The organism is Halorubrum sodomense, from assembly GCF_900111935.1.
GTDB classification, from domain to species: domain Archaea; phylum Halobacteriota; class Halobacteria; order Halobacteriales; family Haloferacaceae; genus Halorubrum; species Halorubrum sodomense.
Map to the genome: position 1 here is coordinate 930,987 of NZ_FOYN01000001.1, position 21,952 is coordinate 952,938.

Genomic DNA, 21,952 nt, shown 5'->3' on the forward strand with positions numbered 1-21,952 from the left:
AGTTACTGGTACGGCGAGACGACGTCGACGAGGTCGCGGTGGCTGACCAGCATGCGCCGGCAGCAGTGCCGGTCGACCCCGAGGTCGTCGAGGACCTCGCCCGGGTCTTCGTCGCCCTCGCGAGCCCGCTCTTTGAACTCTTCCCAGTGTTCACCCACGACGTTGCCGCACGTGAAACACCGGACGGGGATCATCATGACTGGATCACCTCAGCGGTAGGACTTCTGGTAGCGAGCGCGCGCGCCGGGTCCGCCCCACTTCTTGGGTTCGGACTGGCGCACGTCGTTGACCAGTAGGGTGCGGTCGAAGTTCATGTACGCGTCGCGCAGCTCGGCGTCGCCGAGGTGCTGGACGAGTCCGCGGGCGATGGCGGTCCGCGTCGCGTCCGCCTGGCCGCTGAAGCCGCCACCCTGGACGTCGATGTCGATGTCGACGCCGTCGCGGAGCTCCTCGCCCGCGATGCGGAACGGCTCCAGCATCTTGAGCCGCGCCTGTTCCGGTTCGACCAGCTCGACTGGCTGGGAGTTGATTCGCACGCGACCCTCGCCCTCGCGCACGGTGGCGCGGGCGACGGCCGTCTTCTTCTTGCCTGAGGTGTTCGTTACCATGTGACGTTGGCTCCCAGAGACTCGGAGATGTCCCCGAGCGTGGTGAATTTGATGTTCGAGAGGCGGTCGAGCGAGGTGCCGTCGAGGACGACGCTCTCGACGTCCTCGTCGCGCTCGTAGGGGTTCCCGACGTACACGCGCACGTTCGAGAACGCCTCGCGGCCGTCCTCCGACTTGTACGGCAGCATGCCCCGGATGGCGCGCTTGAAGATCCGGTCGGGGCGCTTGGGGTAGTACGGCCCGCTGTCCGAGCCGAGCTCCGCGCGCTTGTGGTACGTCTCCATCGTCGCCTCCTCGTTGCCGGTGATGACGGCTCGCTCGGCGTTGACGACGGCGACGGTCTCCCCGGCGAGGACGCGCTGGGCGACCTCCGAGGAGACGCGACCGAGGATGCAGTCGCGGGCGTCGACGACGACGTCCGCGTCTATCTTCGCGAGACTCATCGGACCACCCGGACGTTGCTTCCTTCGGGGTTCTGTTCGATGAACTGTTCCAGCGTCACCGCCTCGCCGGTCTGATCGATCTTCGTCCGGGCGGTCCCGGAGAAGTCGACCGCGGCGACGGTGACGTTCGTTTCGAGCACACCGCTGCCCAGCACCTTGCCGGGGACGACGACCGTCTCGTCTTCCTGAGCGTACCGTTCGATGCGGCCCAGGTTGACCTCAGCGTGCGTGCGCCGTGGCTTCTCCAGTCGGTCGGCGACGTCCTGCCACACGTTGGCACCGGAGTCGCGCGAGACCGACTTCAGATCGGCGATGAGGTTCTGTAGTTTCGGATTCGTCTTGCTACTCATGGCTGTCCCTCCTGAACGGAGAGTTCGTGGAAAACGGAGTGCAGGGAGCAGGATTTGAACCTGCGGACCTCTACAGGACAGCGCCCTGAACGCTGCGCCGTTGGCCTGACTTGGCTATCCCTGCGTGCACTCCACCGTATTCCGGCTCCCTTCAAACCACTTTCGGTCCCGCCGTCCACCGCCTCGGCCGCGGGCGCTCCGGCGCTGGGAGCGGGGCCGCGGCTGGCGGCGGGGGCGACGGTCAGGGGGGTGGTTCGAAGGGCCGTCATTTCCTTATACTGCGACTTTCGTCTGTAGTTCGTCCGCGCGCGCCTCGATGGAGTCGATCGCGCGGAGCAGCAGTTCCTCGACGTCGAACGAGCCGTCCGTCTCGATGTGGAAGACGAACGCGCCCGGCACGTCCTCGACCGCGACCTCCTTCCCGGGGAACCGTTCCGAGAGGTCGTTGTCGAACTCGTCGGTGAGCTCGATGTCGCCCTCGGGCGTCTCGATGACGCCGCGGAGGATGTTCGGCTCGTCCTCGTCGAACTCGCCCCGGTCGCCCTCGACCGAGACGCGCTGGAGGTGGCGGTAGCCGACGGAGACGCCGCCCTGGTGTTTGGCGTGCTCCTTCCCGGTGTCTAACACCGCCGTCGCCTCGAACTCGAGGCGCTGGCCCTCCTTCAGCTCGATGATCGGAACGTTGTCGTCCGCGACCCCGACCAGCGGGTCGGCGCACTCGATGTCCCCGGAGTACGCGGTCGCCGGTCCCTCGACGTCGAGCGCGAGGGTGACCTCGTCGCCGAGTTCGAAGTCGTCGAGCGGCGTCGTCAGGGGGACGAGCCCCAGCCGAAGCCCGATCATCTCGTCGAACATGACCGAGGAGTTCTCGACGAACTGGACCGTGTCTATCGAGAACGTCGGGACGTCGGCGATCATCGCCCGGCGGATGCCGTTGGCGAACGCTGGCGTGAGCCCGCGGATAAGCACTCGCGCGCTGCGTTCGTCCCGTTCGACGTACTGGACGTCGAATTCGTCTTCGGTCATGTCAGACTCGCTTGTTCTTCGGCGCCTTCGTCCCGTCGTGCGGGATCGGCGTGACGTCCTCGATGCGACCGATCTCGACGCCCGCACGCGAGAGCGCGCGGATCGTCGCCTGCGCACCGGGACCGGTGGACTTGTTGAGGTTGCCGCCGGGGCCGCGCACGCGAACGTGGACGCCCTCCAGACCGGCGTCCTTCACGCGCTCGGCGACGACCTCCGCCATCTGCATGGCGGCGTACGGCGACGCCTCGTCGCGGTTCTGCTTCACCACGGTGCCGCCGGACGACTTGGCGATCGTCTCGGCGCCCGTCTCGTCGGTGACCGTGATGAGCGTGTTGTTGAACGACGCGTACACGTGGGCGATGCCCCACTTTCCGTCCTCGGATTCACTCATTAGTTGCTCTCCTGTGACTCCGCGCGCTCGGGGTGGAGATCGTCCGCGAGCGGGCTGTTCTCGTCGAAGGCGATGGCGCCTTCGTCGTCGACGTCCACCTTCACCGACGGGCGCGTGACGCGAGCGCCGTTGACGGTGATGTGGCCGTGGACGATGAACTGGCGGGCCTGCTGGGTCGAGGAGGCGAATCCCTGGCGGTAGACGACCGTCTGAAGCCGGCGCTCCAGTAAGTCGGTCACGTCGAGCGACAGGACCGTCGAGATGTCGTCGTTGTCGCCGAGGATGCCGATGCGGCGGAGCCGTGCGACGAACTCCGCGCCGGCGTCCTGGGCGGCGTCGACGTCGCCCTGCGCCTCGCCGAGCAGCCGTCGGGCCTCCCGGCGCATGTTACGCAGTTCGGACTGGGCGCGCCAGAACTCCTCTTTGTTCTTCAGACCGTACCGCGAGAGGAGGTCGGACTCCTCGGCGATGCGCTCGCCCTGGTACGGGTGGTTCGGCGTCTCGTAGCCCTTGGTGTTCTTTCCGGTGCTCATTCGTCGTCACCCTCCTCTTCGTCGGCCATCTCCTCGCGGATCTCCTCGACGTTGACCCCGATGGTCCCCTCCGAGCGACCCGTGGACTTGGTGCGCTGCCCGCGGACCTTCTGCCCGCGCTTGTGGCGCACGCCCTTGTACGATTCGATGATCTTCATCCGGTTGATGTCGTGACGGCGCTTCTCGCTGACGTCGGTGCCGACGAGGTGCGTCGTCTCTCCGGTGAAGAAGTCGTTCTGTCGGTTCGTCATCCACGACGGGACGTGGTCTTCGAGGTTCTCGGCGATGTCGACCACCGCGTCGATGTCATCCTCGTCGAGGAGCCCGAACGTGGCGTTTCGGTCCACGTCGGCCTTCTCGGCGACCAGCCGCGCCGTGCGCGTGCCGATGCCGTCGAGTTCGGACAGGCTTCGCTCGACCGTCTTCGTCCCGTCGAGGTCCGCGCCCCCGATCCGAACGAAGTACTGGAGGTCTTCCTCCTCCTCCGGCGAGTCGTCCTGTGATTCTTCCGTGCTCATGTGTTGGTTGTGGTGAGCCCTACCGGCGCGAATCCGGCGGTACTCGTCCGTTCGAGCGTTGCGGCGGGGATTCGAACCCCGGAGGCAGTGACGCCACAGAGTTAGCAACCCTGCGCCTTGGGCCAGGCTTGGCTACCGCAACCCGCGTTGTATCATCGCCCTCTTGGACTCGGGGCCCGACGCCCCTACAGTTCGTGCGTTCGTTACCTCCCGCTTTCGGTACTTAAACATCACGAAACGGTCGGGGTGCTGTGGGGGTCTCGCACGGTCGTCGCGTCGGGAGTATCGAGGGGCGACGAGGTCGCGAAGGACGCGTAGAATCCGTCGAGACGGCGCTGTTGGAGCCCTGTTTTTCAGATGTTTTCCCGTCTGAAACGGCCGATCGGTGAGTTGTGCTTCTTGATCGATCGCGGGAGTGAGTATCGCAGATCGGCGGTGGCGGGAGCGTATTTAAAAGGCGATGAACGACGGCGACGAGCGCTTATAAATGGCAGGCGGTGGCGCGCCTGCGAGCGGCCGCCCTCGGCGGCCGCGAGCCAGCCCGCGAGGGAGTCAGTCGCCGGAGCGAAGCGGAGGCGACTGACGAGGTTGGGGAGGCGTGAGGTGCCGTGCGGGGCGGGACTCAAAGGGGCAGTCGCGAGGCGGCCGCAGGCGACGTAAGCACCGCAGCGAAGGAGCGCCAGCGACTGAGCGAGGAGCACAGCGAGCGTGCGTCCGCCTCGCGACTGGGGCTTTGGAGGTACTCACCGCAGTAGCGTCAATCACTTATAAACAGCCGACAGCAACACCGCAATCTGAATTATAAACGACCGCTCTCAAGACGTACTACACTCACTCCCGAAATCGCTCGTCGCTACGTCTGTGTTGACCGAGACCGGGTAGAACGTGTCTGTCTCAGAGGGTTTCACCAGAGCCATCGAGGCGCACCGCCCGTTTCCGTGAGGCGTACTGTTTAGTGGATCCCGCGGGAGAGTCCGACCATGAAGGCCGTTCAGTTCGCCGACCACGGCGACCGCGACGTGATCGAGTACGGCGAGTTCCCCGACCCCGAGCCGGACCGCGGCGAGGTGCTCGTCGACGTCAAGGCCGGCGCGTTGAACCACCTCGATATCTGGACCCGACGCGGGATGCCCGGCATCGACTTGGAGATGCCGCACGTCCCGGGCAGCGACGCGGCCGGCGTCGTCGAGGCCGTCGGTGAGGGCGTGACGCGGTTCGAGCCCGGCGACCGCGTCGCCGTGAGCGCGGGCGTCTCCTGCGGCGAGTGCGAGTTCTGTCGCAACGGCGAGGAGTCGCTGTGCGTCTCCTTCCACATCATCGGCGAACACGTCCGCGGCGTTCACGCCGAGAAGGCGACGGTCCCGGCGGCGAACCTCGTTCCGGTCCCGGACGGCGTCGACTGGGAGGTCGCCGGCTCCGCCTCGCTCGTCTTCCAGACCGCGTGGCGAATGCTCCACACGCGCGCCGAAATCGAGGCGAGCGAGAAGGTCCTCGTCTTGGGCGCCTCGGGCGGCGTCGGCCACGCGGCCGTCCAGATCGCCGACCACGCGGGCTGTGAGGTGTACGCGACCGCCTCCACCGAGGAGAAGCTCTCGCACGCCGAGGAGTGCGGCGCCGATCACGTCATCGACTACGAGGCGAACGACTTCGCGGACGAGATCGACGAACTCACCGGCAAACGCGGCGTCGACGTCGTCGTCGACCACGTCGGCGAGGCCACCTACCCCGACTCGCTGAAGTCGATGGCGAAGGGCGGCCGGCTCGTCACCTGCGGCGCGACGACGGGCGGGAATCCGGGCGCCGGTCTCAACCGCATCTTCTGGAACCAGCTGTCGGTGCTCGGGTCGACGATGGCGACGCCCGGCGAGGTCGACGACGTACTCGAACTCGTCTGGGACGGCACCTTCGAGCCCCGCGTTCGCGAGGTCCTCCCGATGAGCGAGGCGGCGCGCGCACACGAGATGATAGAGAACCGTGAGGGCTTTGGCAAAGTGGTGGTAAAACCGGACAGTGAGCTCTGAGACCGACGCGACCGACGCGGACGCGACCGACGCGGACGGCACCACCGACGGCGGCTACGTCCACGTTCCGGATGCCGACGGCGGCGAGGGCGACGAGCCCGTCGGCCTCGGGTCGTCGACGGCCGACGACCCTTCCGCCGACGGCTTCGGTCGCAAGGGGTGGGCGCTGACGGCGGCGATCTTCACCTGCGCCCTCGTCATCCCGGGGATCATCTACGTCTACCCGTACGCGGCGGGCTGGTTCGGCCTCCCCTTCTTCGCGACGTACCTCGCGCTCCCGCTCGTCCCCGCGCTCCTGCTCGGCCTCGTCGCCGTGTGGTCGATGACGGCCGCGACGACGGACGGCGAGGCGTGAGCGAGTCGACGCCCGACGCGACCCGGACTGTCGACGCCCGACGCGACCGAACGACAACCGTTTTGAACGACACCCGCGCAGTGACGATATGTTGATCACCGTCTCCGGCCCGCCCGGCAGCGGGAAGAGCACCAACGCCGCGCAGCTCGCTGACGCGCTCGGTCTCGGGCACGTCTCCGGCGGCGACATCTTCCGCGAGATGGCGGCCGAACGCGACATGACGCCCGTCGAGTTCAACGAGTTCGCCGAGGAGGACCCCCAGATCGACCGCGACCTCGACCGTCGGCTCCGCGAGATCGCCGTCGACCGCGACGATGTCGTCCTCGAGTCGCGGCTCGCCGGGTGGCTCGCGGCCGACCACGCCGACTTCCGGTTCTGGTTCGACGCGCCGCTTTCGGTCCGCGCGGAGCGGATCGCGGAGCGCGAGGCGAAGCCGGTCGACCGCGCGCGAACGGAGACGGAGCGCCGCGAGGCCTCAGAACGCAAGCGGTACGAGGAGTACTACAACATCGACATCGAGGACCTCTCGATCTACGACGCCGCGTACAACACCGCCCGCTGGGGGCCCGAGCGCTTCCTCGACGTCCTCGTCGCGACCGTCGAGGCGTACGACCCCGCGGACGACGAGGGGAAGTCCCCGGTCGAGGGCGTCGTGTACGACTTCTGAACCGCCCGCCACCGCACCACCCATGACAGACGCCTCCGACGCCGACGCCGACGAACGCGCCGACGGCGAGGACCCCCTCAGAGCCCCGCCCGAGGAGCGGTCGGTGTCGGAGCTGCTCCGGTTCGGCGTCGTCAACCTCGACAAGCCAGCCGGCCCCTCCTCGCACCAGGTGTCGGCGTGGGTGCGCGACGCGGTCGACGAGACGCTCGCGGCGCTCGACCCCGAGGGCCCCCCCACCGGCGGCGTCGCGCACTCCGGCACCTTGGATCCGAAGGTCACCGGCTGTCTCCCCACGCTGACCGGGGACGCGACGCGCATGGCGCAGGTGTTTCTGGAGGGTACCAAGGAGTACGTCGCGGTGCTGGAGCTCCACGGGTCGCCCCCGGCGGACTTCCGGGACGTCGTCGCGGAGTTCGAGAGCGAGATCTACCAGAAGCCGCCGCGGAAGAGCGCCGTCAGCCGCCGGCTCCGCACGCGGACGGTTCACGACCTCGACGTGCTGGCGGTCGACGACCGGAAGGCCCTCCTCCGGGTCCGATGCGAGTCGGGAACGTACGTGCGGAAGCTGTGCCACGACATCGGGCTCGCGGCGGGCGTCGGCGCGCACATGGGGCACCTCCGGCGCACCGCCACCGACCCGTTCGACGACCGCGACCTCCGCACGCTTCAGGACTTGGTGGACGCGCTCGCGTGGGCCGAGGACGGCGACGACGCGCTCCTCCGCGAGGTGGTCCGTCCCGCCGAGGACGCCCTGACACACCTCCCGGCCGTGAGGATCGCACCGTCGGCCGCGCGCAACGTCGCGACCGGTGCGCCCGTGTACGCGCCCGGCGTGATCGACGTCGACGACGCCGCTCGGCCGGACCGCACCGGCGACGGGGATCCCCCCCTCATCGCGTGTTTCACCCCCGACGGCACCGCGGTCTGTCTCGGGCGAGTCGTCGGCGATCCGGACGCCGACAGCGGGGTCGTCGTCGACTTAGAGCGCGTTCTTTTATAACTCCACTACCCTCGAACCCGGGTATGGACGAGTCTGACGCGGACGGGGACGAGGGCGGCCGAATAGCACTCGGGAGCGCGAGCGCGGGGCCGGGGACGCTCGACCGCGGCCGGCTCCCGGTCGCGGACCTCCCGACCGGGGGCTCGGAGGCGCTGCCGGTCGCGGTCGCGAACGGCGCCGGCGACGGGCCGACGCTGTGGCTCACGGGCGGCGTCCACGGCGACGAGGCGACGGGCGTCGCGGTCGTTCAGGACGCGGTCGCGGCCCTCGGCGACCGCCTCGCCGACCTCGCGGGCGCGGTCGTCGCGGTGCCCGTGGTCTCCCCGGCCGGACTGCGCCGGAACGCGAGGGAGACGTACTACGCCGACGAGGACCCGAACCGCCACTTCCCGGACGCCGACGCGGAGTCGGCCCGCCCGCCGAAGCTCCAGGAGCGGATCGACGCCCGGCTGTACGCCGCGATCACGGGTGACCCTCCGAGCGACGCGGGCGAGTTCGCCGTCGAGACGGTCGGGACGAACGCGGCCGCGGACGCGCTGATCGACTGTCACACCGCGGGCGTCGGCAGCGACCCCTTCGTCATCCGCGACCGCGTCCTCCACGGCGACCGCCGGAGCGCGTCCGAGGCGACCGCGCTCTCTGAGGAGCTCGGCCGGCTGGTCGACGCGTTCGGCCTCCCGGTCGTCCGGGAGTACCCCGCGGCCGAGTACGTCGAGGAAAACCTCCAGCGGTCGACCGCCGGCGCCGTGCTCAACGAGGCGGGTATCCCGGCGTTCACGGCGGAGTTAGGCGCGCACAGCGTCGTCGACGACGCGCACCTCGACGCGGGCGTCGCGGGCGCGTTCGGCGTCGCGGTCGAGATGGGCCTGCTGGCCGCCGGCGACGTGCCCGCGTCGGTCGACGAGTCCGGCGTCGGCGTCGATCCCGCGCCCGTCGAGTTTCCCGTGCGGCGCTTCCGGAGCGCGACGACGGACGCCGCCGGACTCGTCCGGCACCGCGTCGCGGCCGGCGACGCGTTCGCCGAGGGCGACGCCCTCGCTGACGTGGTCGACGCCGCGGGCACGGAGCGCGCGACGGTCCGCGCCGACGCGGACGGCTACGTCCTCGGCCGCTGCGAGGGGCTCGCCGTCTACGAGGGCGACCCGATCGGCAGCCTCGCGGTCCGGGACGACGGCGACCTCGTGGTCCCGCGGGACGCCGGCGAGGAGTGAAGCGAAGTCCTTAATTACCGGACCGTCGTTTCTCGTCGTGTAGTCAGGGACCGTGGGGTAGTGGTATCCTATGCGGATGGGGTCCGTATGACCTGAGTTCGACTCTCAGCGGTCCCATCAGATTCTTTACAGATTGCCATTATCGGCAGTCTCAACGCCTTCTAACGCCCGAAAACCGCATTCGGGGGGTGCGCTATGAACCGCCAAATCGGCGGTTCCGACGAAACCGCGCAGTGCCGGTACTGTGACGGTCACGTTTCTGATAGGTTCCGGGCTGTCTTCGGTGATGAGGACGACGTCGCACACCGCTGCTTAGGGTGCGACTGCTTCCGACGGATCAGCCGCGGCAGCGCCGCCGGCGTCGATGTCGATCTGGTCGATCCCGCGGAGGACCCGAACCGCAACCGTGGACAGCGTGTCGGCGCCGCCCTGCGCGCCGACGGAGGTAGCCTATGAGCCGTCCCGACAGCCAGCCGTGGTACTCGGGGGCGCATCGGGCGCTCGAACCCGACGTCGGTCCAGTCGACGAACACGCCCTTTGCGAGTGCGGGCACTGCGACCGCAAACAGCGCTACCGGCTGCCCTGGCCCGAGGTCGGAGGTGACGTCGCGTACTGCGGGTATCACGTCGCCCGGTACCGACATCACAACCGCGAGCTCTGGGAGCGTATCCGTAGCCTCGACGACGTTGAGGACCCCGATGCCTACGCCGTCGTCGGCGATCGTTTCCTGACGCTCGACGAGGTCCCCGAGGAGATCTCCGTCGACGGCAAGAGGATGCGCCGCGTCGCGCTCGGCGTCGACGGCTGGGCCCTGTTCGACAGCGCCGAGCCCGATAACGACGGGGAAGTCCGGTTCGTGACCGTCGATCGGAGCCTCGAACCCCGGGAGTCGGTGGAGATCAGCCGATCATCCGCCGGCGAGTTCCTGAACTGGTTCCGTGAACACGAGGGCGTTCACGACCTCGACCCGGATGCTCGTCGCGCGCTCTACGGAGGTGAGCCGCGCGATGTCTGAGCTATCTGCCTGCCGGAACTGTCACCGGGTGTTTGCTTACACGTACAAGAATCGCCCCGAGGAATGCCCTGACTGCGGGCACGACGGAACTGACACCGCCGGTGCTGGATGGACTCGGGGGATAGATCGATGACTGGCCCGAGTGGTGAATCCGACGAAGAGATCGATCGCTGTCTCGATCTGTTCGCCGGCCTCGGTGGGTTCTCACAGGCGTTCGAGGACTCGGAGCGGTGGGAAGTGACCACCGTCGAGATCGAGGAGCGGTTCGACCCCGACATCTGCGCCGACGTTTTCGAGATGCGGCCGAGTGACTTCGACCGCGAGTTTGACGTCGTCCTCGCGTCACCGCCCTGTACGTACTTCTCGACGATTCGGAACGTGACGAAAGGCGGTGATCCGGCGTGGGATGGGAACGACCCCGCCACCGACGACAGCCGCGACGCGCTCGCGCTCGTCGACCACACACGCGGCCTAATTCGCGGCCTCTCGCCCGAGTATTGGTTCATCGAGAACCCACGCGGGATGCTGCGAAAACGCTGGCGGCAGCCGAAGGCGACGGTCTGGTACTGCCAGTACGGCCACGACTCCGCCAAGCCGACCGACCTGTGGGGCGAGCATCCGCCAATGGAATACCGCCGGTGTTGGTACGGAAACGACGCCTGCGGCCACGCTCGGACGCAGTCGTACAAGGAACACGGGGGCGGGAGCGACAACCGTCAGGGACTCCTAACCGAGACAGACGCTGCGGAGCGGTCAAAAGTCCCCTACCAGCTCTCGGAGTCGATCCGGGACGCGTGCGAGCGTGCCCTCGATGGCGATGTCGCCGAACAGTCGACGTTCGAGGAGGTGACGCCGGCCGATGACTGACGACGCTGCTCAATTAGGTGACGGCGTTGATCGAGGAGAGGCGTCGTCAGTCGTGTTCGACCGCTGGGTGGGGAAGGCGGCCGAGAACATCGACGAGTGGGGTCACCAAGACGAGGAGACGCTGCTCCTCGCGATTCAAGAAGAGCTTGGGGAGCTGACGCAGGCACACCTGGAAGCACGCGCCGAGGGTGGCGATCCTGCTCGCGTCGACGAGGAACTCGACGATCTCGGTGCGCTGCTTCTCCAGTTCCATGAGGTTCGGGAGGTGACGCAGCTTGCCGAGTGAGCAGCACACCGACGAGACCCTTCACGTCGACGACGATCTCGGTCTCTGGGTCCCGCCGGAACTCCGCGAATTCGACAAGCAAATCGTCTTCCGAACACCGAAGGGAACGATCCAACACTTCGGCTCCGAGCCTCTCGACGGCTACTACGGCCTGATCGACGAGTCGGCGTTCGGCGAGGAAGACGAACTCCGCGACTGTCGGAACCCGGAACTCGCGCCGGACCGCGTTTCGATCAAGTCGCAGGGAGAGGACCCGCAGGTGTTCGAGGTGAACGATGTCGCGTGATGGATCGTCTGAGGGGATTTATCGCCCTCTCCCACGTTTCCAAGATGGCTTCTCTGTAGTTCCTCTTCGATATTTCCTAGCGCCGAAGAAGCCGAGAGCAAACCAGACTCCTGCGACGATCAGTGCGAGTGCCAATGTCAGACCGGTTGCGGTCATAGAGCGCTTCCTGAACGCTTTGATGTTAAAGCAAGGGGGTGATCTCGGTGAGTAGTCACCTCGCTGCCGCGAAGCGGGCCGGGCACAACGCTGAGCATCACGTCCTCGACCGCGTCGACGCCCTCGAACCCACCTCCGGCGAGGAACACTGGGATGCCGTCGCCGAGAGCGCCGTCTGGCCCTCGGCGGAGCTACCGATGGCCGGGATCTGCGTCGTCGAGGCCGGCGTCCCGGTCGAGATCAAGAGCACGATGGTCGTCGGGACCGCCGCGCAGCGTCGCGGGCGCTTCAAACTGCGCGAACAGCAGCACGAGGCGCTCGTCGAGCGCCGCGGCGTTTACCTGTTCGTCGTCTGCGAGCCTCGCCCCGACCGCGTGCCGCTCGCGATGAAGATCGTCCCCGCCCGGAGCGTCGGCGGGCTGATCGACGCGAACGCGAGCTGGCGTGACGAACTCGACGGTCGCGGTCCGAAGACACAGCTCACCTGGACGAACGTCTTCGACCCCACAGAGGTCGAGTGATGCGGTCCGACAACCACGTCCTCCGCCGGCCGATCGCCCGGTGGGTCGGTGACCAGAAGGTGCCGGCGAATCCCGTCACGAAGGACGTCGTGGACGGCTCGGTCGGAACACCGCTGATCCCACGGCGGCGGATCGCCGGCGTCCACATCGGACGCGTCAGCTCGGAGATGGTCCCGGTCCGCGGGTATCGCGACGGCCGCTACGTCCTCGCGATCGCGCCGGAACACGCCTCCGTCGATGTGTTCGATCCGTCGGAGCGTGACCCGGGCGAGCCCGCCTTCGAGCCCACCGAGTCGTGGGTCCCGCTCGTCGCGGTGTTCACTGCCGGCGAGCGCGGTGCCGTGGTCGTTCCCCGGAAGGAGGTGGAGCTTTGAGCGACGACTACCTTGAACCCGGGCCGCAGGGCGACCTCGACGAGCTGCTGGGAGACGCCGAGCCTGTCACCGGTGACGAAGAGGATTCGATCGAGGGCGTCGTCGATTCCGACGAGGCGCGCGAGCTTCGCGACGCCGCCAGCGAAGGAACTCGGCAGGTCCATCCCAACAGTCCGGAGGCGACCGAGTACCAGACATTCGACGCCGAGGGGCCGATCGAGTGCGTCGAGCCGCGTGTTCACGCGTTCGGCGCCCACCTGCTGTTCTCGCAGCCCGACACGAGTCAGAACGGTCACCCCGGCTCGTTGTCGCCGTACGACGCGATCGTCTCGCAGTACGAACCCAGCATCGCCGACGATGTCGGGTCGTTCGTCTTCGACGGCGAGCTCTGGGAGATCAACCCGGACAAGACGAACTACTGGTCCGGAGGCATCGCTGCGCCGATGCGCCCCTACGAGACGTTCAACGAGTACCAGATCGCCGTCCGAGCGCAGGACGGCCTCGGTGAGCGGAAGGCGTCGTTCCAGTTCCGACCGTCGGTTCCGGACGCGCGAACCGCTGACGGCGAACGGATCGGGTCGATGCCGGAGTATCTCCCGTACGGCCTGCGCGTTCAAGCGAACTCCAGCAACTTAGAGCCGGACGAGGTGATCCCGTTGCTCCGGCGACTCGCGGAGGAGCTCGACATCAGTACGCACTACTTCCGCGACGAGTGCGTTCACGAGCACTCGAACGCCTACCAGATGGAGATGTACCTCCGCCTGGACCGCGGCGCCGGCGAGCAACACGTCGCCGGGCAGGGTGCCGTCCTCGACCAGCTCGCGCTCTTCGGTTCGAACAACCGCGGGAAGGGCGAGTACAAGTGGGACAATGAGAAGGTCGTCGGCCACCGCAACGCCGTCGCGCTCGACGAGTCGACCTGGAAGAAGCTCACGGAGAAGCCGAACGGCGTCGGGAAGCTGGTGAAGTACTACCACCCGGAGTTCGTTCGATCCGAGGAGACGTCGTCGGCCGATGACCCGCTCTCGGATCCGAAGCTCGAGCTCCAGTGGTCGAAGGACTACTCTGACCGAGCCTCGGTGCCCTGGAGCGAGGAGGGCGCGTTCGACGTAGAGGCGCTGCGGACAGAGCTCGACGAGTCGCTCGTGAACGTCCTCCTCTGGGCGGGACTCCCGACGCGCGCCGACCCACGCGTCTACACGGCGGATCACTACTTCGAGGCGACCGAGTCAGAGCGAGATCTCGACCTCGTGGACAACAAAATGCCCAGCGTCCGGGAGGGTGAAGAGCAGCAGGCGGTCGCGCACTTCGCTCGCGGCGACGCGACCGAGTCTGAGCGCTCCGTGCTGGCCGCGCTGACCGACGGCGGCGACGGCGCCCGCGTCGACGAGCTCGCCGAGCTGTCGGACACGTCTCGCTCGACCGTCTACCGCGCCGCCGAGAAGTTCGACGACCTCGTCGAGGTCGCGAACGCGAAGATGTCGTTCGAGGACAGCCTGATCCGCGAGAAGTTCCAGGACTTGCTCAACACCTTCGAGGACGTCACGGACTGGGTCGTCGGTGGCGTGCGTCAGCTCGCGTCGGCGGAGACGGAGATGATCGACCAAGACTCCGCGCTCGCACGCTGGGCTCGGCGCCACGGCATCTCGATCACCGAGTCCGTCGACGGGATGGTCGTCGATCTCGGCGGCCAGCCACTTTCCCGCGTCGAGCTTGTGAAGCTCATCCGCGCCGGCGTCGACGCCGCGGAGGATACGGGCTCGATAGCGTACCGGAAGTTCATCAGCGGCGAGTTCTCCTGGACGGAGAAGGAGAAGGGACGTCGGACGGGTCAGCGCCCGATCAACCGCAACGGGGACGTTCTCTTCTCGTCGAAGCTCCCCCGCTGACCACCGACAGTTGAGTGGCAACACTATCCTGCCCCCTGTTTCTTGTCGAAATAGTTACGTTTTGAGCGGTATCTGAGCCGATTTTGTTCTCGATCGCGGTCGCGATCGACCTCGATGTCGTCGCGAGCGCTGCGGCTGGTCAGGGTTCGATCCCACGGGCTGGGACGGACCCCTTAGGGAGTGTGCCTAAGGGCACCCCCTTCGGGGGAAAATACACAGCAACCGCTCTCAGAAGTTCCACCTGAAGCACTCGAAACAGGGGTTCGCCCCGCGCGAAAAATTGAGCCTACTCCAAACGCGCCCTTTCAGCAGTCACTCGTGTCTAGTCCAGTTTTTGAAGGATTCCACCGGCAGCGACACCGACGAGTCCGGTCGGGATACCGACTTGGAGGATGGGACTGACGAATCGACCGAGATCGACGTTACCACCACCGCCACCACCGCCACCACTCGCATCGCCCGAGCCGACCGCGGCGAACATGATGACCAGCGCGAGGCCGACCATCAGGTAGAAGCCCACGAACGACGCCGCTCCATTCGCGATCATCGCCTCCTTGGTCGAAGAGGCTTCAGCTGCGATTCGGCTCCCGGTCACCGTAGAGACGATCGATCCGAGCAGGAAAACCACGAACGTCGTTTGGAGAGCAACCAGCGCGACGAACGTCTGAGCAAGCGGGCCGACTTCTCCTGTCTCCGCGTTCATGAAGAACTGTTCGACTGCGTTGATGCTGATGTACCCCGAGAGTCCGAGGCCGATACCGACAACTGCGAACAATCCGATCGCCAGTCCGATCTTCTTTGGTAGTGACACATTCAGCAGTCTAATCCGTATTACATATTTCTTTTGACCTTTCTTTTCGCCCTACGGAAACGAACCGCTGTGAATGGTATTGGTCTCGAACGACTGGAAACGCTCACAGCGGCGCAGCACGTGCCGAGAAATGGGTGCTGTTCTGCGGACGCTGCTGCGCGGCCGCGAGCCGCTCCGCGAACAGGCCGCACAGAAACGCCACCGTCACCGCGACTTGAGCCCTCGGCTCGGAGAGACCGAGCAACACCGGCGTCATGAAGGCCGTCGCTATCAGCGCGACGCCGACCCACGTCGACGGGTGCGTGAGCGTCTCCCGCCAGTTCGACGGCGCCATGCTAGCCGAGCCTCCCGATCGTCTGCTCGATCACCCACTCGCCGACCACCGACCACACCGCGTCGACAGCCGTCGCCAGCTGCGAGGTTGCGGCGCCGACGTTCGGGTCGACCCACCCGAGCGCGATGGCGAGCCCGGCGCCGACGGCGACGACGATCGCGTAGCCGGCGGCCGAGCTGAACAAGTCGCCGACCACCTTCCCGATTTTGACGGCCTTGAACAGGTAGAAGCCCACCACGAGCAGCGTGGCGCCCATAAGAACCTGCTGGCCGGCGCCGAGCGCGGCGAGCGCTTCGAGGAGCCAGCTCATCAGTTCGACCCCTCGTCGTCACCGGAGCCGGAGCGGAACCGCCCGCCGATGATCACCTGCGGGCGGTCGTCGTCCGGGGAGTTGTTCGCGCGGTACTCACGCACCAGCTGGATGGCGGCGTAGCCGCCGATGAGGACCACGATGAGGAACGCCTGCGAGTTCACCAGCGCGCTCAACAGGTCCGTCTCGCCGAGGCCTTGGAGTGCGACGACGCCGGCGACCGCGACGATAGCGATCCACCGCGCAGTCGTGAACTCGTCGGCCTCTCGGAGGAGGAACAGCGAGCCGACCGCGATGCCGGCGACGGCGATGATCGCCCCCGCTTCCGAGCCGAGCGTGAACAGGCCGGCCTGTGCGGCCGCCACGGCGACCGCGGCGGCGACGGCGCCCGTGAGCAGTCGATTCTCCCCGACGCTCACCAGCGCGCTGCCGACGCCGGAGACGGCCGCCGACACGCCCGAGCCGATCGGCCCGCCGACCCGCGGGATATTCGAGATTAGGCCGTCGACGGCGCCGGCGATGTCGTCGACCGCGTCTCGCGAGCGAGCGGGTCGCGTCCCGGCGACGAACAGCATCCCCACGCTACCGAACAGCACGAGGAGCGTCGGGAGGTTTCCGGTCGTCACGGTCGCGAAGATACCCCCGCCGACCGTGTTCGGCGCGCTCACCGACGGCGCCTCGGTCGCTTCGATCGACACGAGGCCGACGTCGTCTCGGCTCACCTCGATCGCGGCCGGCTTTTTCGCGATCCCGAGCTGGTTACCCGCATCGTCCGTGACCGCGTACCAGGTGCCGTCAGTCCCCGCGACGTACTCGGCGGTCCACGCGTCGCCGACGACGCTCGCCGGCTCGACCACGAACTCGGGGTTCGACGCGTTCGCGCTCTCCGGCACGCGGACGCGCATACTGTTCCGCTCGGGCGTCACGCGGGCCGGGAGCGTGTTCAGTGTGAGCGCCGAGCCCGAGCTGGCGTTCGGCGCGTAGAAGCGCTGACTGCCGTCGCCGTAGAGTTCGACGTAGTCGCTCTCGGCGGAGTAGCTCTCGTTCGTGGCGTAGTGAACGAGGTTACCCTGCGGCGTCGAGCTGACGCCGAGCGAGCTCGTCGAGTCCCACGACTCGAGTCGGATGCGCGAGTTGAGGTCGAACCCGACCGGTGTCGCGCGGACGACGGAGATCTCCGCGTTCTCCGGCTTGAGTCGGGAGCCGACCGACCGCACTTCGACGGTCGTTCCCTTCGGGACCGGGTTTCCGGCGAGGTCCGAGACGGCGACGGTGAGCGTCGTCCCGGAGAGGTTCGACGCGGACTGCGGCACGCTCGACCAGGTGCCGGTCTCGTTCAGTCGGTACTCGAGCGACCGCATCGAGATGACGGTCCGAGCGTGCGGGATCGTCAGCACCGCGTCCGCTCGCTCCGTCGCGTACGTCTTCGAGATATTGTAGCGTTCGGAGAACGCCTCGCTCTCGTAGGTCACGGTGCGCGGCGATTCGATGTCGTGGCGGTACTCGAGTCCGACCTGCGGCTCGGGACCGGCGCCGGTGTACGACCCGTCTCCGACGTACACGGTAACGTTGTTCGTCCCCTCGCGGAGCCACGATGCGTTTGCGTTCAGCGAGACCGTCTCACCGTCAGCGAGGGTACCGCTGTAGGAGACGGTCTCACCGTTAACTTCCACGACGGGATCGCGCGTCTCGGTGACCTCGGTCCATGATGCCGCGACCTCGACTTCACCGACAGTCGACACGTCGAGCGTGTTGCTCCCGGTCGAGAGGTCGACCGACTCCGTGACCGTCTCGCCGTCGCTGAGGACGCCGGAGTGAGACACGGTTTGTCCGTCGACCGTGACCGACGGATCCTCTGTCGCCATGACCGCGGTCGCATCGATCGTCCACGACGGGAGCGGCCCGGCGGTCGTAGAGGCGTCGATCGAGTTACTCCCCGACGAGAGATCGCCGTTCGACGCCGAGAGCGTCGACGTCTGCCCGCTCGTGAGGATTCCGTTATATGCGACCTCGTCGGCCCCGTCCCCGTCGAGATCGAGGGCCGGATCTTCGGTTGCGGTCCGGTCCGTTTTTTCAACTGTAACATCTGTTTGACCGTTACTGGTAGAGATGTCGAGTGAAGACGCAGATGCTGGTATGTCGAGCGCATCCGATACGGTTTCACCCTCGCTTAACGACGACCACGAGACAGATTGACTACCTGTGCTTATAATCACATCCGTCGTTCCAACATGGTTCGTCCTTATTTCTGGGTAAGAACTCTGTTGACCATCGTAATGGAAATAATTGGAACTGGCCTCAGTTCCCGAACCCACCGTGTGTAGCAGTAGATTCGCAAAGTCTGATCCGCTGTATTCTGGAACAAATCCAAATGTGACTGTTTGGCCACCACCATTAAATTCGGAATCGAATTCAATCGTTTTTGTCCCGGTGCTGGTTATCTGAACGTTGCTTGCCACGAGCGTGCCTTCAGCGGATGTCGCGTCGGCAGTTTCTCCTTTAATCGCATACACGTCAATAGTCGTATCCGATCCACCATTAACTACGCCGACACCCAACTCTATGGAGGTTGTCGAATCCTTCACTCCCGGGACGGTAATGTCGCCAGGCGTGACCGTCCCCTGTCCGTTATTGTAGAATAGGAAGCTGTCACTCGCAGCATATTCATTATCTGGATATGGATCATACTCAACAGTGCCGGGGGCTGCTGTCACCGTGACACGCGGTTCCCCATTCGCAGGCCCTGTTGACTCGATATTCCCCGAAGTGAGTGAACGACTCGCCCCATCACCGAGACCAGTCCACGATTGATCGCCATTGCTCGTCGAGGTCGAGCCTTCAAGCGTCGCCGAGATATCCTCCGCCGGTTGGTTCCCGTCGACTGTCACGGTCCCGTCGCCGCTCCCCGAGCCGGACCATGACGAGCTTGTCTCGGCACCGGTGAGCGTCACCTCCTCGCTCCGCGGCGGAGCGGTCCCGCCGACATTCGCGGTTAGACTCTCCCCATTCGTGCGGACTGCCGAAGTCGAGTCGATCGCGGTGTTCTCTACGCCCGTCAAATTGATCGAGACGTTCTCGACCTGGTCCATCGACGAGAGCTGGTAGGAGTGACGCGTCCCGTCGATCGCCGGCGTGTCACGAATCACGAGCTCGCCGCCGAACGTGATCGTATTCGTCGAGAAGCCGCGCACCCAGAACGCGGCGGATTCGCCGCGAACGCGAACCGTCTCAGTGTAGGTTCCGCCGTCCTCGTGGGCGACTCTCGCGACCTCCGGCACCTCGCCGTACGCCTGTTTGAACCACTGGGTCGGAACCGACACCCAGCGACCCTCGTGCGTCCGCTCGTCGGTGAGGTTCAGCGCGGGCTCGCCGTTGACGGTCGTCGCTTCGACGCGCATCGTTTGCGCGCCGGCCGACGCTTGAACAGTCGGCCCACTATCGTCGGTGTGCGACCTCGGAACTACGTTCAGCGTCCCGAGCGTGTCGCGATCGACCGTGTTGACTTCCTGGATCGGATCCGTTTCCGGCGTCGTGATCGTGCCGTTGTTCGGTTCGACTTCGGGTTCGTCCGACGGTGCGAGCAGCATCGGCGCGGCCGCCGCTGCGAGCACGACGACGCCGATGAGTCCAACTACTTTCAGTTGCTCGTCGTCGAGCATCTCGCCGATATTCATGCCGACCTCCATCGCGTGGGGATAAGGGGGGTAGGCGTACGCGCGAGCGCGTAGTGTCGCCTGCCGGCCGGTTCGCCTCGATTTCGCGGAGTGATTGAATCTAGTTTCATTTGGCGCTCACCCTCCGAACTTCCGGCGAGATGATCCGGAGCTTCCCCGGAACCTTGTATCGACGAGGGAGATCGTCCCAGCCGAACTCGGTGTACTGACCCGACGTCCAGAACAGGCCGCGACCGAGCTTCCAGTCCGAGGTCATTTCCGTGTTCATCGGCGGCCGAACGCCGATGATCTCGTCGCTACCGGTGGGATTGTCGGTGCCGGAGAGGGTGACTCCCCAGCGCATCTTCTTGCGGATCATCCAGGAGATCTCCCTCGGCTTCTGGGTCAGCAGCACGAACGACAGCCCGTTCCGGCGGAAGTCGACGTACTGCTGACTGACGGCGTCGATTTTCGTCGAGAGACCTCCGTTATCGTTCGATGCGTGATGTTTGAACAGGTTGCTCGCCTCGTCGCAGACCCACGTCGTCCGCATCGAGCGCTTCTCGTTGACGTTGTGATGAACAAGCCAGCTGAACCACCAGTGGCTCGTCGGCGTCGTCTCCTTCTCGTCGAGCTCGGGGTCGTGTCGGGCCCGGTCGGCTTCCCAGACGCTCGTGTACTCGAGGGCCGGACACTCCGACGCCTCCTGAGTGATCCGCTCGCACCCCCGGAACTTCGGGTCTGGATAGACGACGTGAAAGGCTCCCGACATGAGGACGTTGTTGTTCAGGTCGTCTAGGTCCTCGTAGCGCTCTACCCGCCAGACGATGTCCTCGAGGTCGACTTCGATCGGCTCGAAGTCGGACTCGACGGAGCCAGACCCGTCTTCTGGCGGCGCGAGTCGGACGGTGTACTCGACGCCCTCCGGCAGGCAGACGATAGCCCACGGCGCGAATGGGAGCCACTCGGTCCGCTGCGGCGTCCCGCGCCACACGACCGCCTCGCCGTTGACTTCCATCCACCGCGCGATGAACGTCGAGACGCTCGTGGTCTTCCCGCGCCCCATCGGCCCGTGGATCAACGCGTCCGAGCCGCCGGTCGTCTCGAGGTCGCTGTCGTCGACGGACGTGTCCGGGTCGACCAGGTACTCGAACACCCCTTTGCGGGCGTCGCAGAGGCCGCTGAAGTCCTCGAAGTCGAGCCGGAACCCGTCCATATCCGACGTGTGGATAATCGCGTCGAGCATGGCTCGCGGGTGCCGGATCGCGCTGTGTGGCGGCGTCCCTTCGACGGGGTCCGCCGTCCGCTCCAACCGGTCGAGGAGCTTCGGGAACGGCGTCATTTCCATGTGCCGAACGAGGTTCTCACCGATGCTATGCCGCCGTCTGTCGTTTTTGACCTCTCGCGTCTTCTCGATGTTCGACGCCTCGAGGCCAGATAGCCACTCGTACAGGTACTCCGGGTCCTGGACGACGTCGAGCATCGAGTCGGTGGAGGTCACCGGGATGCCATCCGGAATGTTGGTTGAGTTACTCACGATAGGTTCCCTCCTGAGGAGGATTCGACCGTCCCGCTCGCCAGCTCCTCGGCGTTCGAGGAGGCCGTGCGGAGCGCACTGTTCCACGCGGGGAGGACATCCTCGGCGAGCATCGAGTCGAGTACCGTCGTCTGCTCGTTCGCGAGGGCGGTCCACCATTGACTCATCGGGTTACAGACCCGCGACGTGAAGTCGCGCGGGAGGTGTCCCGAGGCCGCGTACGCGACCTCGTCCGCCCACTCGACCGCGTCCGCCTGCGATTGTACTCCGCTCTCGCCGAACGGCTCTCGCAGCGCCTGGTGCTGGTCGACGACGCGCTGGTGGAGCCGCGGCCGCATCGCGATGAACCGCTGGCGGTCCACGTGTCGCACGCCGTCCTGTTCGTCGGTGAAGTCGTTCGACTGCGCGCGGATGACGTCGACCGCCTTCTGAAACGCCGGCGAGAGCACGTCCTGAATGATGCGCGTCCGCTCAGTCCGCGCCTCGGACGGCGACGGCGCCGTGTCGCCACACAGCCGCTCCCGCTTCGCGTGCGAGTCGAGACACGCCGCGACGGTCCACTGGTCGTTTATGAGGTCGGAGAACCAGCTGTCAGGGACGCGTCCGACCGAGATCGCGGCCGCGACGTGCGACCACACGAGCAGCTCGTGTCGAGTGCGGAACCCCGCTCGGAGTCGCGACCGCATGTCGCGTTGCTGGGCTCGGAGCGTCGGGAGCGCGGGGACGTGTGCCTTCTCCGCGCTCCGCGCGTCGTCTTCTCGAGCCATCGAGATGATCGACCCGAGCGGG

28 protein-coding genes and 3 tRNA genes are annotated in these 21,952 nt (G+C 66.4%); 15 read left to right on the forward strand and 16 right to left on the reverse strand.

The window, feature by feature from the left end; all coding sequences use genetic code 11:
• Positions 1-2: 2 nt before the first annotated feature.
• The 10 genes from BM286_RS04805 to BM286_RS04850 form a co-directional block, all read right to left on the reverse strand.
• Entirely contained in the window at positions 3-197 is a 195-nt protein-coding gene (locus BM286_RS04805; RefSeq protein ID WP_006628058.1) for a DNA-directed RNA polymerase subunit N, read from the reverse strand.
• Positions 198-209: 12 nt separating this feature from the next.
• Positions 210-608: a 30S ribosomal protein S9 gene (locus BM286_RS04810; protein WP_092920430.1), complete on the reverse strand. Its 399-nt coding sequence runs from the start codon at positions 606-608 to the stop codon at positions 210-212.
• A complete protein-coding gene (locus BM286_RS04815) occupies positions 602-1,051 on the reverse strand; it encodes a 50S ribosomal protein L13 (RefSeq protein ID WP_092920431.1) in 450 nt (149 codons plus the stop codon). Before BM286_RS04815 ends, BM286_RS04810 begins: the two co-directional genes overlap by 7 nt.
• Positions 1,048-1,401 carry a 50S ribosomal protein L18e gene (locus BM286_RS04820; protein WP_092920432.1) on the reverse strand — a complete coding sequence of 118 codons (354 nt, stop codon included), beginning with the start codon at positions 1,399-1,401 and terminating at the stop codon, positions 1,048-1,050. Before BM286_RS04820 ends, BM286_RS04815 begins: the two co-directional genes overlap by 4 nt.
• Before the next feature lie 39 nt (positions 1,402-1,440).
• Positions 1,441-1,525, reverse strand: a tRNA-Leu gene (locus BM286_RS04825).
• 149 nt (positions 1,526-1,674) lie between these two features.
• On the reverse strand, positions 1,675-2,427 hold the full coding sequence (locus BM286_RS04830; RefSeq protein WP_092920433.1) for a DNA-directed RNA polymerase subunit D: 753 nt from the start codon (positions 2,425-2,427) through the stop codon (positions 1,675-1,677).
• A 1-nt stretch (position 2,428) separates the two neighbouring features.
• The gene (locus tag BM286_RS04835) at positions 2,429-2,818 is read right to left on the reverse strand and encodes a 30S ribosomal protein S11 (protein WP_004046448.1); all 390 of its coding nucleotides are present in this window, start codon (positions 2,816-2,818) and stop codon (positions 2,429-2,431) included.
• The gene (locus BM286_RS04840) at positions 2,818-3,351 is read right to left on the reverse strand and encodes a 30S ribosomal protein S4 (protein WP_092920434.1); all 534 of its coding nucleotides are present in this window, start codon (positions 3,349-3,351) and stop codon (positions 2,818-2,820) included. The genes BM286_RS04835 and BM286_RS04840 overlap by 1 nt, the downstream gene beginning before the upstream one ends.
• Positions 3,348-3,869 (reverse strand): 30S ribosomal protein S13, encoded by a 522-nt coding sequence (locus BM286_RS04845; protein ID WP_092920435.1) that lies wholly within the window; start codon positions 3,867-3,869, stop codon positions 3,348-3,350. Before BM286_RS04845 ends, BM286_RS04840 begins: the two co-directional genes overlap by 4 nt.
• Before the next feature lie 56 nt (positions 3,870-3,925).
• Positions 3,926-4,011: transfer RNA gene (locus tag BM286_RS04850), tRNA-Ser, on the reverse strand.
• An 838-nt stretch (positions 4,012-4,849) separates the two neighbouring features.
• Here BM286_RS04850 and BM286_RS04855 point away from each other — a divergent pair.
• The 14 genes from BM286_RS04855 (at position 4,850) to BM286_RS04920 (ending at position 14,518) form a co-directional block, all read left to right on the forward strand.
• Positions 4,850-5,890, forward strand: coding sequence for a zinc-binding dehydrogenase (locus BM286_RS04855; protein WP_092920436.1), 1,041 nt, complete (start codon positions 4,850-4,852; stop codon positions 5,888-5,890).
• On the forward strand, positions 5,880-6,245 hold the full coding sequence (locus tag BM286_RS04860; RefSeq protein ID WP_092920437.1) for a hypothetical protein: 366 nt from the start codon (positions 5,880-5,882) through the stop codon (positions 6,243-6,245). The genes BM286_RS04855 and BM286_RS04860 overlap by 11 nt, the downstream gene beginning before the upstream one ends.
• Before the next feature lie 88 nt (positions 6,246-6,333).
• On the forward strand, positions 6,334-6,912 hold the full coding sequence (gene cmk / locus BM286_RS04865) for a (d)CMP kinase (protein WP_092920438.1): 579 nt from the start codon (positions 6,334-6,336) through the stop codon (positions 6,910-6,912).
• A gap of 22 nt (positions 6,913-6,934) precedes the next feature.
• A complete protein-coding gene (locus tag BM286_RS04870; protein ID WP_092920439.1) occupies positions 6,935-7,912 on the forward strand; it encodes an RNA-guided pseudouridylation complex pseudouridine synthase subunit Cbf5 in 978 nt (325 codons plus the stop codon).
• Between the two features lie 23 nt (positions 7,913-7,935).
• The gene (locus BM286_RS04875; RefSeq protein ID WP_092920440.1) at positions 7,936-9,123 is read left to right on the forward strand and encodes a succinylglutamate desuccinylase/aspartoacylase family protein; all 1,188 of its coding nucleotides are present in this window, start codon (positions 7,936-7,938) and stop codon (positions 9,121-9,123) included.
• A 46-nt stretch (positions 9,124-9,169) separates the two neighbouring features.
• Positions 9,170-9,240 (forward strand) — tRNA-Pro (locus tag BM286_RS04880).
• A 78-nt stretch (positions 9,241-9,318) separates the two neighbouring features.
• Positions 9,319-9,579, forward strand: a complete 261-nt coding sequence (locus BM286_RS15985) for a DUF7563 family protein (RefSeq protein WP_092920441.1) — start codon at positions 9,319-9,321, stop codon at positions 9,577-9,579.
• Positions 9,576-10,139 (forward strand): hypothetical protein, encoded by a 564-nt coding sequence (locus BM286_RS04890; protein ID WP_092920442.1) that lies wholly within the window; start codon positions 9,576-9,578, stop codon positions 10,137-10,139. The genes BM286_RS15985 and BM286_RS04890 overlap by 4 nt, the downstream gene beginning before the upstream one ends.
• Before the next feature lie 129 nt (positions 10,140-10,268).
• Positions 10,269-11,006: a DNA cytosine methyltransferase gene (locus tag BM286_RS04895; RefSeq protein ID WP_092920443.1), complete on the forward strand. Its 738-nt coding sequence runs from the start codon at positions 10,269-10,271 to the stop codon at positions 11,004-11,006.
• The gene (locus BM286_RS04900) at positions 10,999-11,292 is read left to right on the forward strand and encodes a nucleoside triphosphate pyrophosphohydrolase family protein (protein ID WP_092920444.1); all 294 of its coding nucleotides are present in this window, start codon (positions 10,999-11,001) and stop codon (positions 11,290-11,292) included. Before BM286_RS04895 ends, BM286_RS04900 begins: the two co-directional genes overlap by 8 nt.
• Entirely contained in the window at positions 11,282-11,578 is a 297-nt protein-coding gene (locus BM286_RS04905) for a hypothetical protein (protein WP_092920445.1), read from the forward strand. The genes BM286_RS04900 and BM286_RS04905 overlap by 11 nt, the downstream gene beginning before the upstream one ends.
• Positions 11,579-11,781: 203 nt before the next feature.
• On the forward strand, positions 11,782-12,255 hold the full coding sequence (locus BM286_RS04910; protein WP_092920500.1) for a hypothetical protein: 474 nt from the start codon (positions 11,782-11,784) through the stop codon (positions 12,253-12,255).
• Positions 12,255-12,629, forward strand: coding sequence for a hypothetical protein (locus tag BM286_RS04915; RefSeq protein WP_092920446.1), 375 nt, complete (start codon positions 12,255-12,257; stop codon positions 12,627-12,629). Before BM286_RS04910 ends, BM286_RS04915 begins: the two co-directional genes overlap by 1 nt.
• Positions 12,626-14,518, forward strand: coding sequence for a DUF7845 domain-containing protein (locus BM286_RS04920; protein ID WP_092920447.1), 1,893 nt, complete (start codon positions 12,626-12,628; stop codon positions 14,516-14,518). Before BM286_RS04915 ends, BM286_RS04920 begins: the two co-directional genes overlap by 4 nt.
• Before the next feature lie 322 nt (positions 14,519-14,840).
• Here BM286_RS04920 and BM286_RS04925 read toward each other — a convergent pair whose 3' ends face one another.
• The 4 genes from BM286_RS04925 to BM286_RS04940 all read right to left on the reverse strand — a co-directional run bounded on the left by BM286_RS04925 (position 14,841) and on the right by BM286_RS04940 (position 17,796).
• Positions 14,841-15,329, reverse strand: coding sequence for a hypothetical protein (locus tag BM286_RS04925; protein WP_092920448.1), 489 nt, complete (start codon positions 15,327-15,329; stop codon positions 14,841-14,843).
• A gap of 103 nt (positions 15,330-15,432) precedes the next feature.
• Entirely contained in the window at positions 15,433-15,663 is a 231-nt protein-coding gene (locus tag BM286_RS04930; protein WP_092920449.1) for a hypothetical protein, read from the reverse strand.
• 1 nt (position 15,664) lies between these two features.
• Positions 15,665-15,973, reverse strand: a complete 309-nt coding sequence (locus tag BM286_RS04935; protein WP_092920450.1) for a hypothetical protein — start codon at positions 15,971-15,973, stop codon at positions 15,665-15,667.
• Complete coding sequence (locus BM286_RS04940; RefSeq protein ID WP_245779324.1) at positions 15,973-17,796, reverse strand: hypothetical protein; 1,824 nt, start codon at positions 17,794-17,796, stop codon at positions 15,973-15,975. Before BM286_RS04940 ends, BM286_RS04935 begins: the two co-directional genes overlap by 1 nt.
• Before the next feature lie 16 nt (positions 17,797-17,812).
• Here BM286_RS04940 and BM286_RS15465 point away from each other — a divergent pair, with 16 nt between their 5' ends.
• Positions 17,813-18,067 carry a hypothetical protein gene (locus BM286_RS15465; protein WP_167603311.1) on the forward strand — a complete coding sequence of 85 codons (255 nt, stop codon included), beginning with the start codon at positions 17,813-17,815 and terminating at the stop codon, positions 18,065-18,067.
• A gap of 1,686 nt (positions 18,068-19,753) precedes the next feature.
• Here the strand turns inward: BM286_RS15465 and BM286_RS04950 are convergent.
• Both BM286_RS04950 and BM286_RS04955 read right to left on the reverse strand, forming a co-directional pair.
• Positions 19,754-21,163, reverse strand: a complete 1,410-nt coding sequence (locus tag BM286_RS04950; RefSeq protein ID WP_092920452.1) for a hypothetical protein — start codon at positions 21,161-21,163, stop codon at positions 19,754-19,756.
• Positions 21,160-21,930, reverse strand: a complete 771-nt coding sequence (locus tag BM286_RS04955; protein WP_245779325.1) for a hypothetical protein — start codon at positions 21,928-21,930, stop codon at positions 21,160-21,162. Before BM286_RS04955 ends, BM286_RS04950 begins: the two co-directional genes overlap by 4 nt.
• Positions 21,931-21,952 lie beyond the last annotated feature (22 nt).

What these genes read in the sequence shown, in the direction of transcription:
- BM286_RS04805 (WP_006628058.1), bottom strand. Translation starts at nt 197, where the DNA reads ATGATGATCCCCGTCCGGTGTTTCACGTGCGGCAACGTCGTGGGTGAA.
- BM286_RS04810 (WP_092920430.1), bottom strand. Translation starts at nt 608, where the DNA reads ATGGTAACGAACACCTCAGGCAAGAAGAAGACGGCCGTCGCCCGCGCC.
- BM286_RS04815 (WP_092920431.1), bottom strand. Translation starts at nt 1,051, where the DNA reads ATGAGTCTCGCGAAGATAGACGCGGACGTCGTCGTCGACGCCCGCGAC.
- BM286_RS04820 (WP_092920432.1), bottom strand. Translation starts at nt 1,401, where the DNA reads ATGAGTAGCAAGACGAATCCGAAACTACAGAACCTCATCGCCGATCTG.
- BM286_RS04830 (WP_092920433.1), bottom strand. Translation starts at nt 2,427, where the DNA reads ATGACCGAAGACGAATTCGACGTCCAGTACGTCGAACGGGACGAACGC.
- BM286_RS04835 (WP_004046448.1), bottom strand. Translation starts at nt 2,818, where the DNA reads ATGAGTGAATCCGAGGACGGAAAGTGGGGCATCGCCCACGTGTACGCG.
- BM286_RS04840 (WP_092920434.1), bottom strand. Translation starts at nt 3,351, where the DNA reads ATGAGCACCGGAAAGAACACCAAGGGCTACGAGACGCCGAACCACCCG.
- BM286_RS04845 (WP_092920435.1), bottom strand. Translation starts at nt 3,869, where the DNA reads ATGAGCACGGAAGAATCACAGGACGACTCGCCGGAGGAGGAGGAAGAC.
- BM286_RS04855 (WP_092920436.1), top strand. Translation starts at nt 4,850, where the DNA reads ATGAAGGCCGTTCAGTTCGCCGACCACGGCGACCGCGACGTGATCGAG.
- cmk (WP_092920438.1), top strand. Translation starts at nt 6,334, where the DNA reads ATGTTGATCACCGTCTCCGGCCCGCCCGGCAGCGGGAAGAGCACCAAC.
- BM286_RS04870 (WP_092920439.1), top strand. Translation starts at nt 6,935, where the DNA reads ATGACAGACGCCTCCGACGCCGACGCCGACGAACGCGCCGACGGCGAG.
- BM286_RS04875 (WP_092920440.1), top strand. Translation starts at nt 7,936, where the DNA reads ATGGACGAGTCTGACGCGGACGGGGACGAGGGCGGCCGAATAGCACTC.
- BM286_RS15985 (WP_092920441.1), top strand. Translation starts at nt 9,319, where the DNA reads ATGAACCGCCAAATCGGCGGTTCCGACGAAACCGCGCAGTGCCGGTAC.
- BM286_RS04890 (WP_092920442.1), top strand. Translation starts at nt 9,576, where the DNA reads ATGAGCCGTCCCGACAGCCAGCCGTGGTACTCGGGGGCGCATCGGGCG.
- BM286_RS04895 (WP_092920443.1), top strand. Translation starts at nt 10,269, where the DNA reads ATGACTGGCCCGAGTGGTGAATCCGACGAAGAGATCGATCGCTGTCTC.
- BM286_RS04900 (WP_092920444.1), top strand. Translation starts at nt 10,999, where the DNA reads ATGACTGACGACGCTGCTCAATTAGGTGACGGCGTTGATCGAGGAGAG.
- BM286_RS04915 (WP_092920446.1), top strand. Translation starts at nt 12,255, where the DNA reads ATGCGGTCCGACAACCACGTCCTCCGCCGGCCGATCGCCCGGTGGGTC.
- BM286_RS04930 (WP_092920449.1), bottom strand. Translation starts at nt 15,663, where the DNA reads ATGGCGCCGTCGAACTGGCGGGAGACGCTCACGCACCCGTCGACGTGG.
- BM286_RS04935 (WP_092920450.1), bottom strand. Translation starts at nt 15,973, where the DNA reads ATGAGCTGGCTCCTCGAAGCGCTCGCCGCGCTCGGCGCCGGCCAGCAG.
- BM286_RS04955 (WP_245779325.1), bottom strand. Translation starts at nt 21,930, where the DNA reads ATGGCTCGAGAAGACGACGCGCGGAGCGCGGAGAAGGCACACGTCCCC.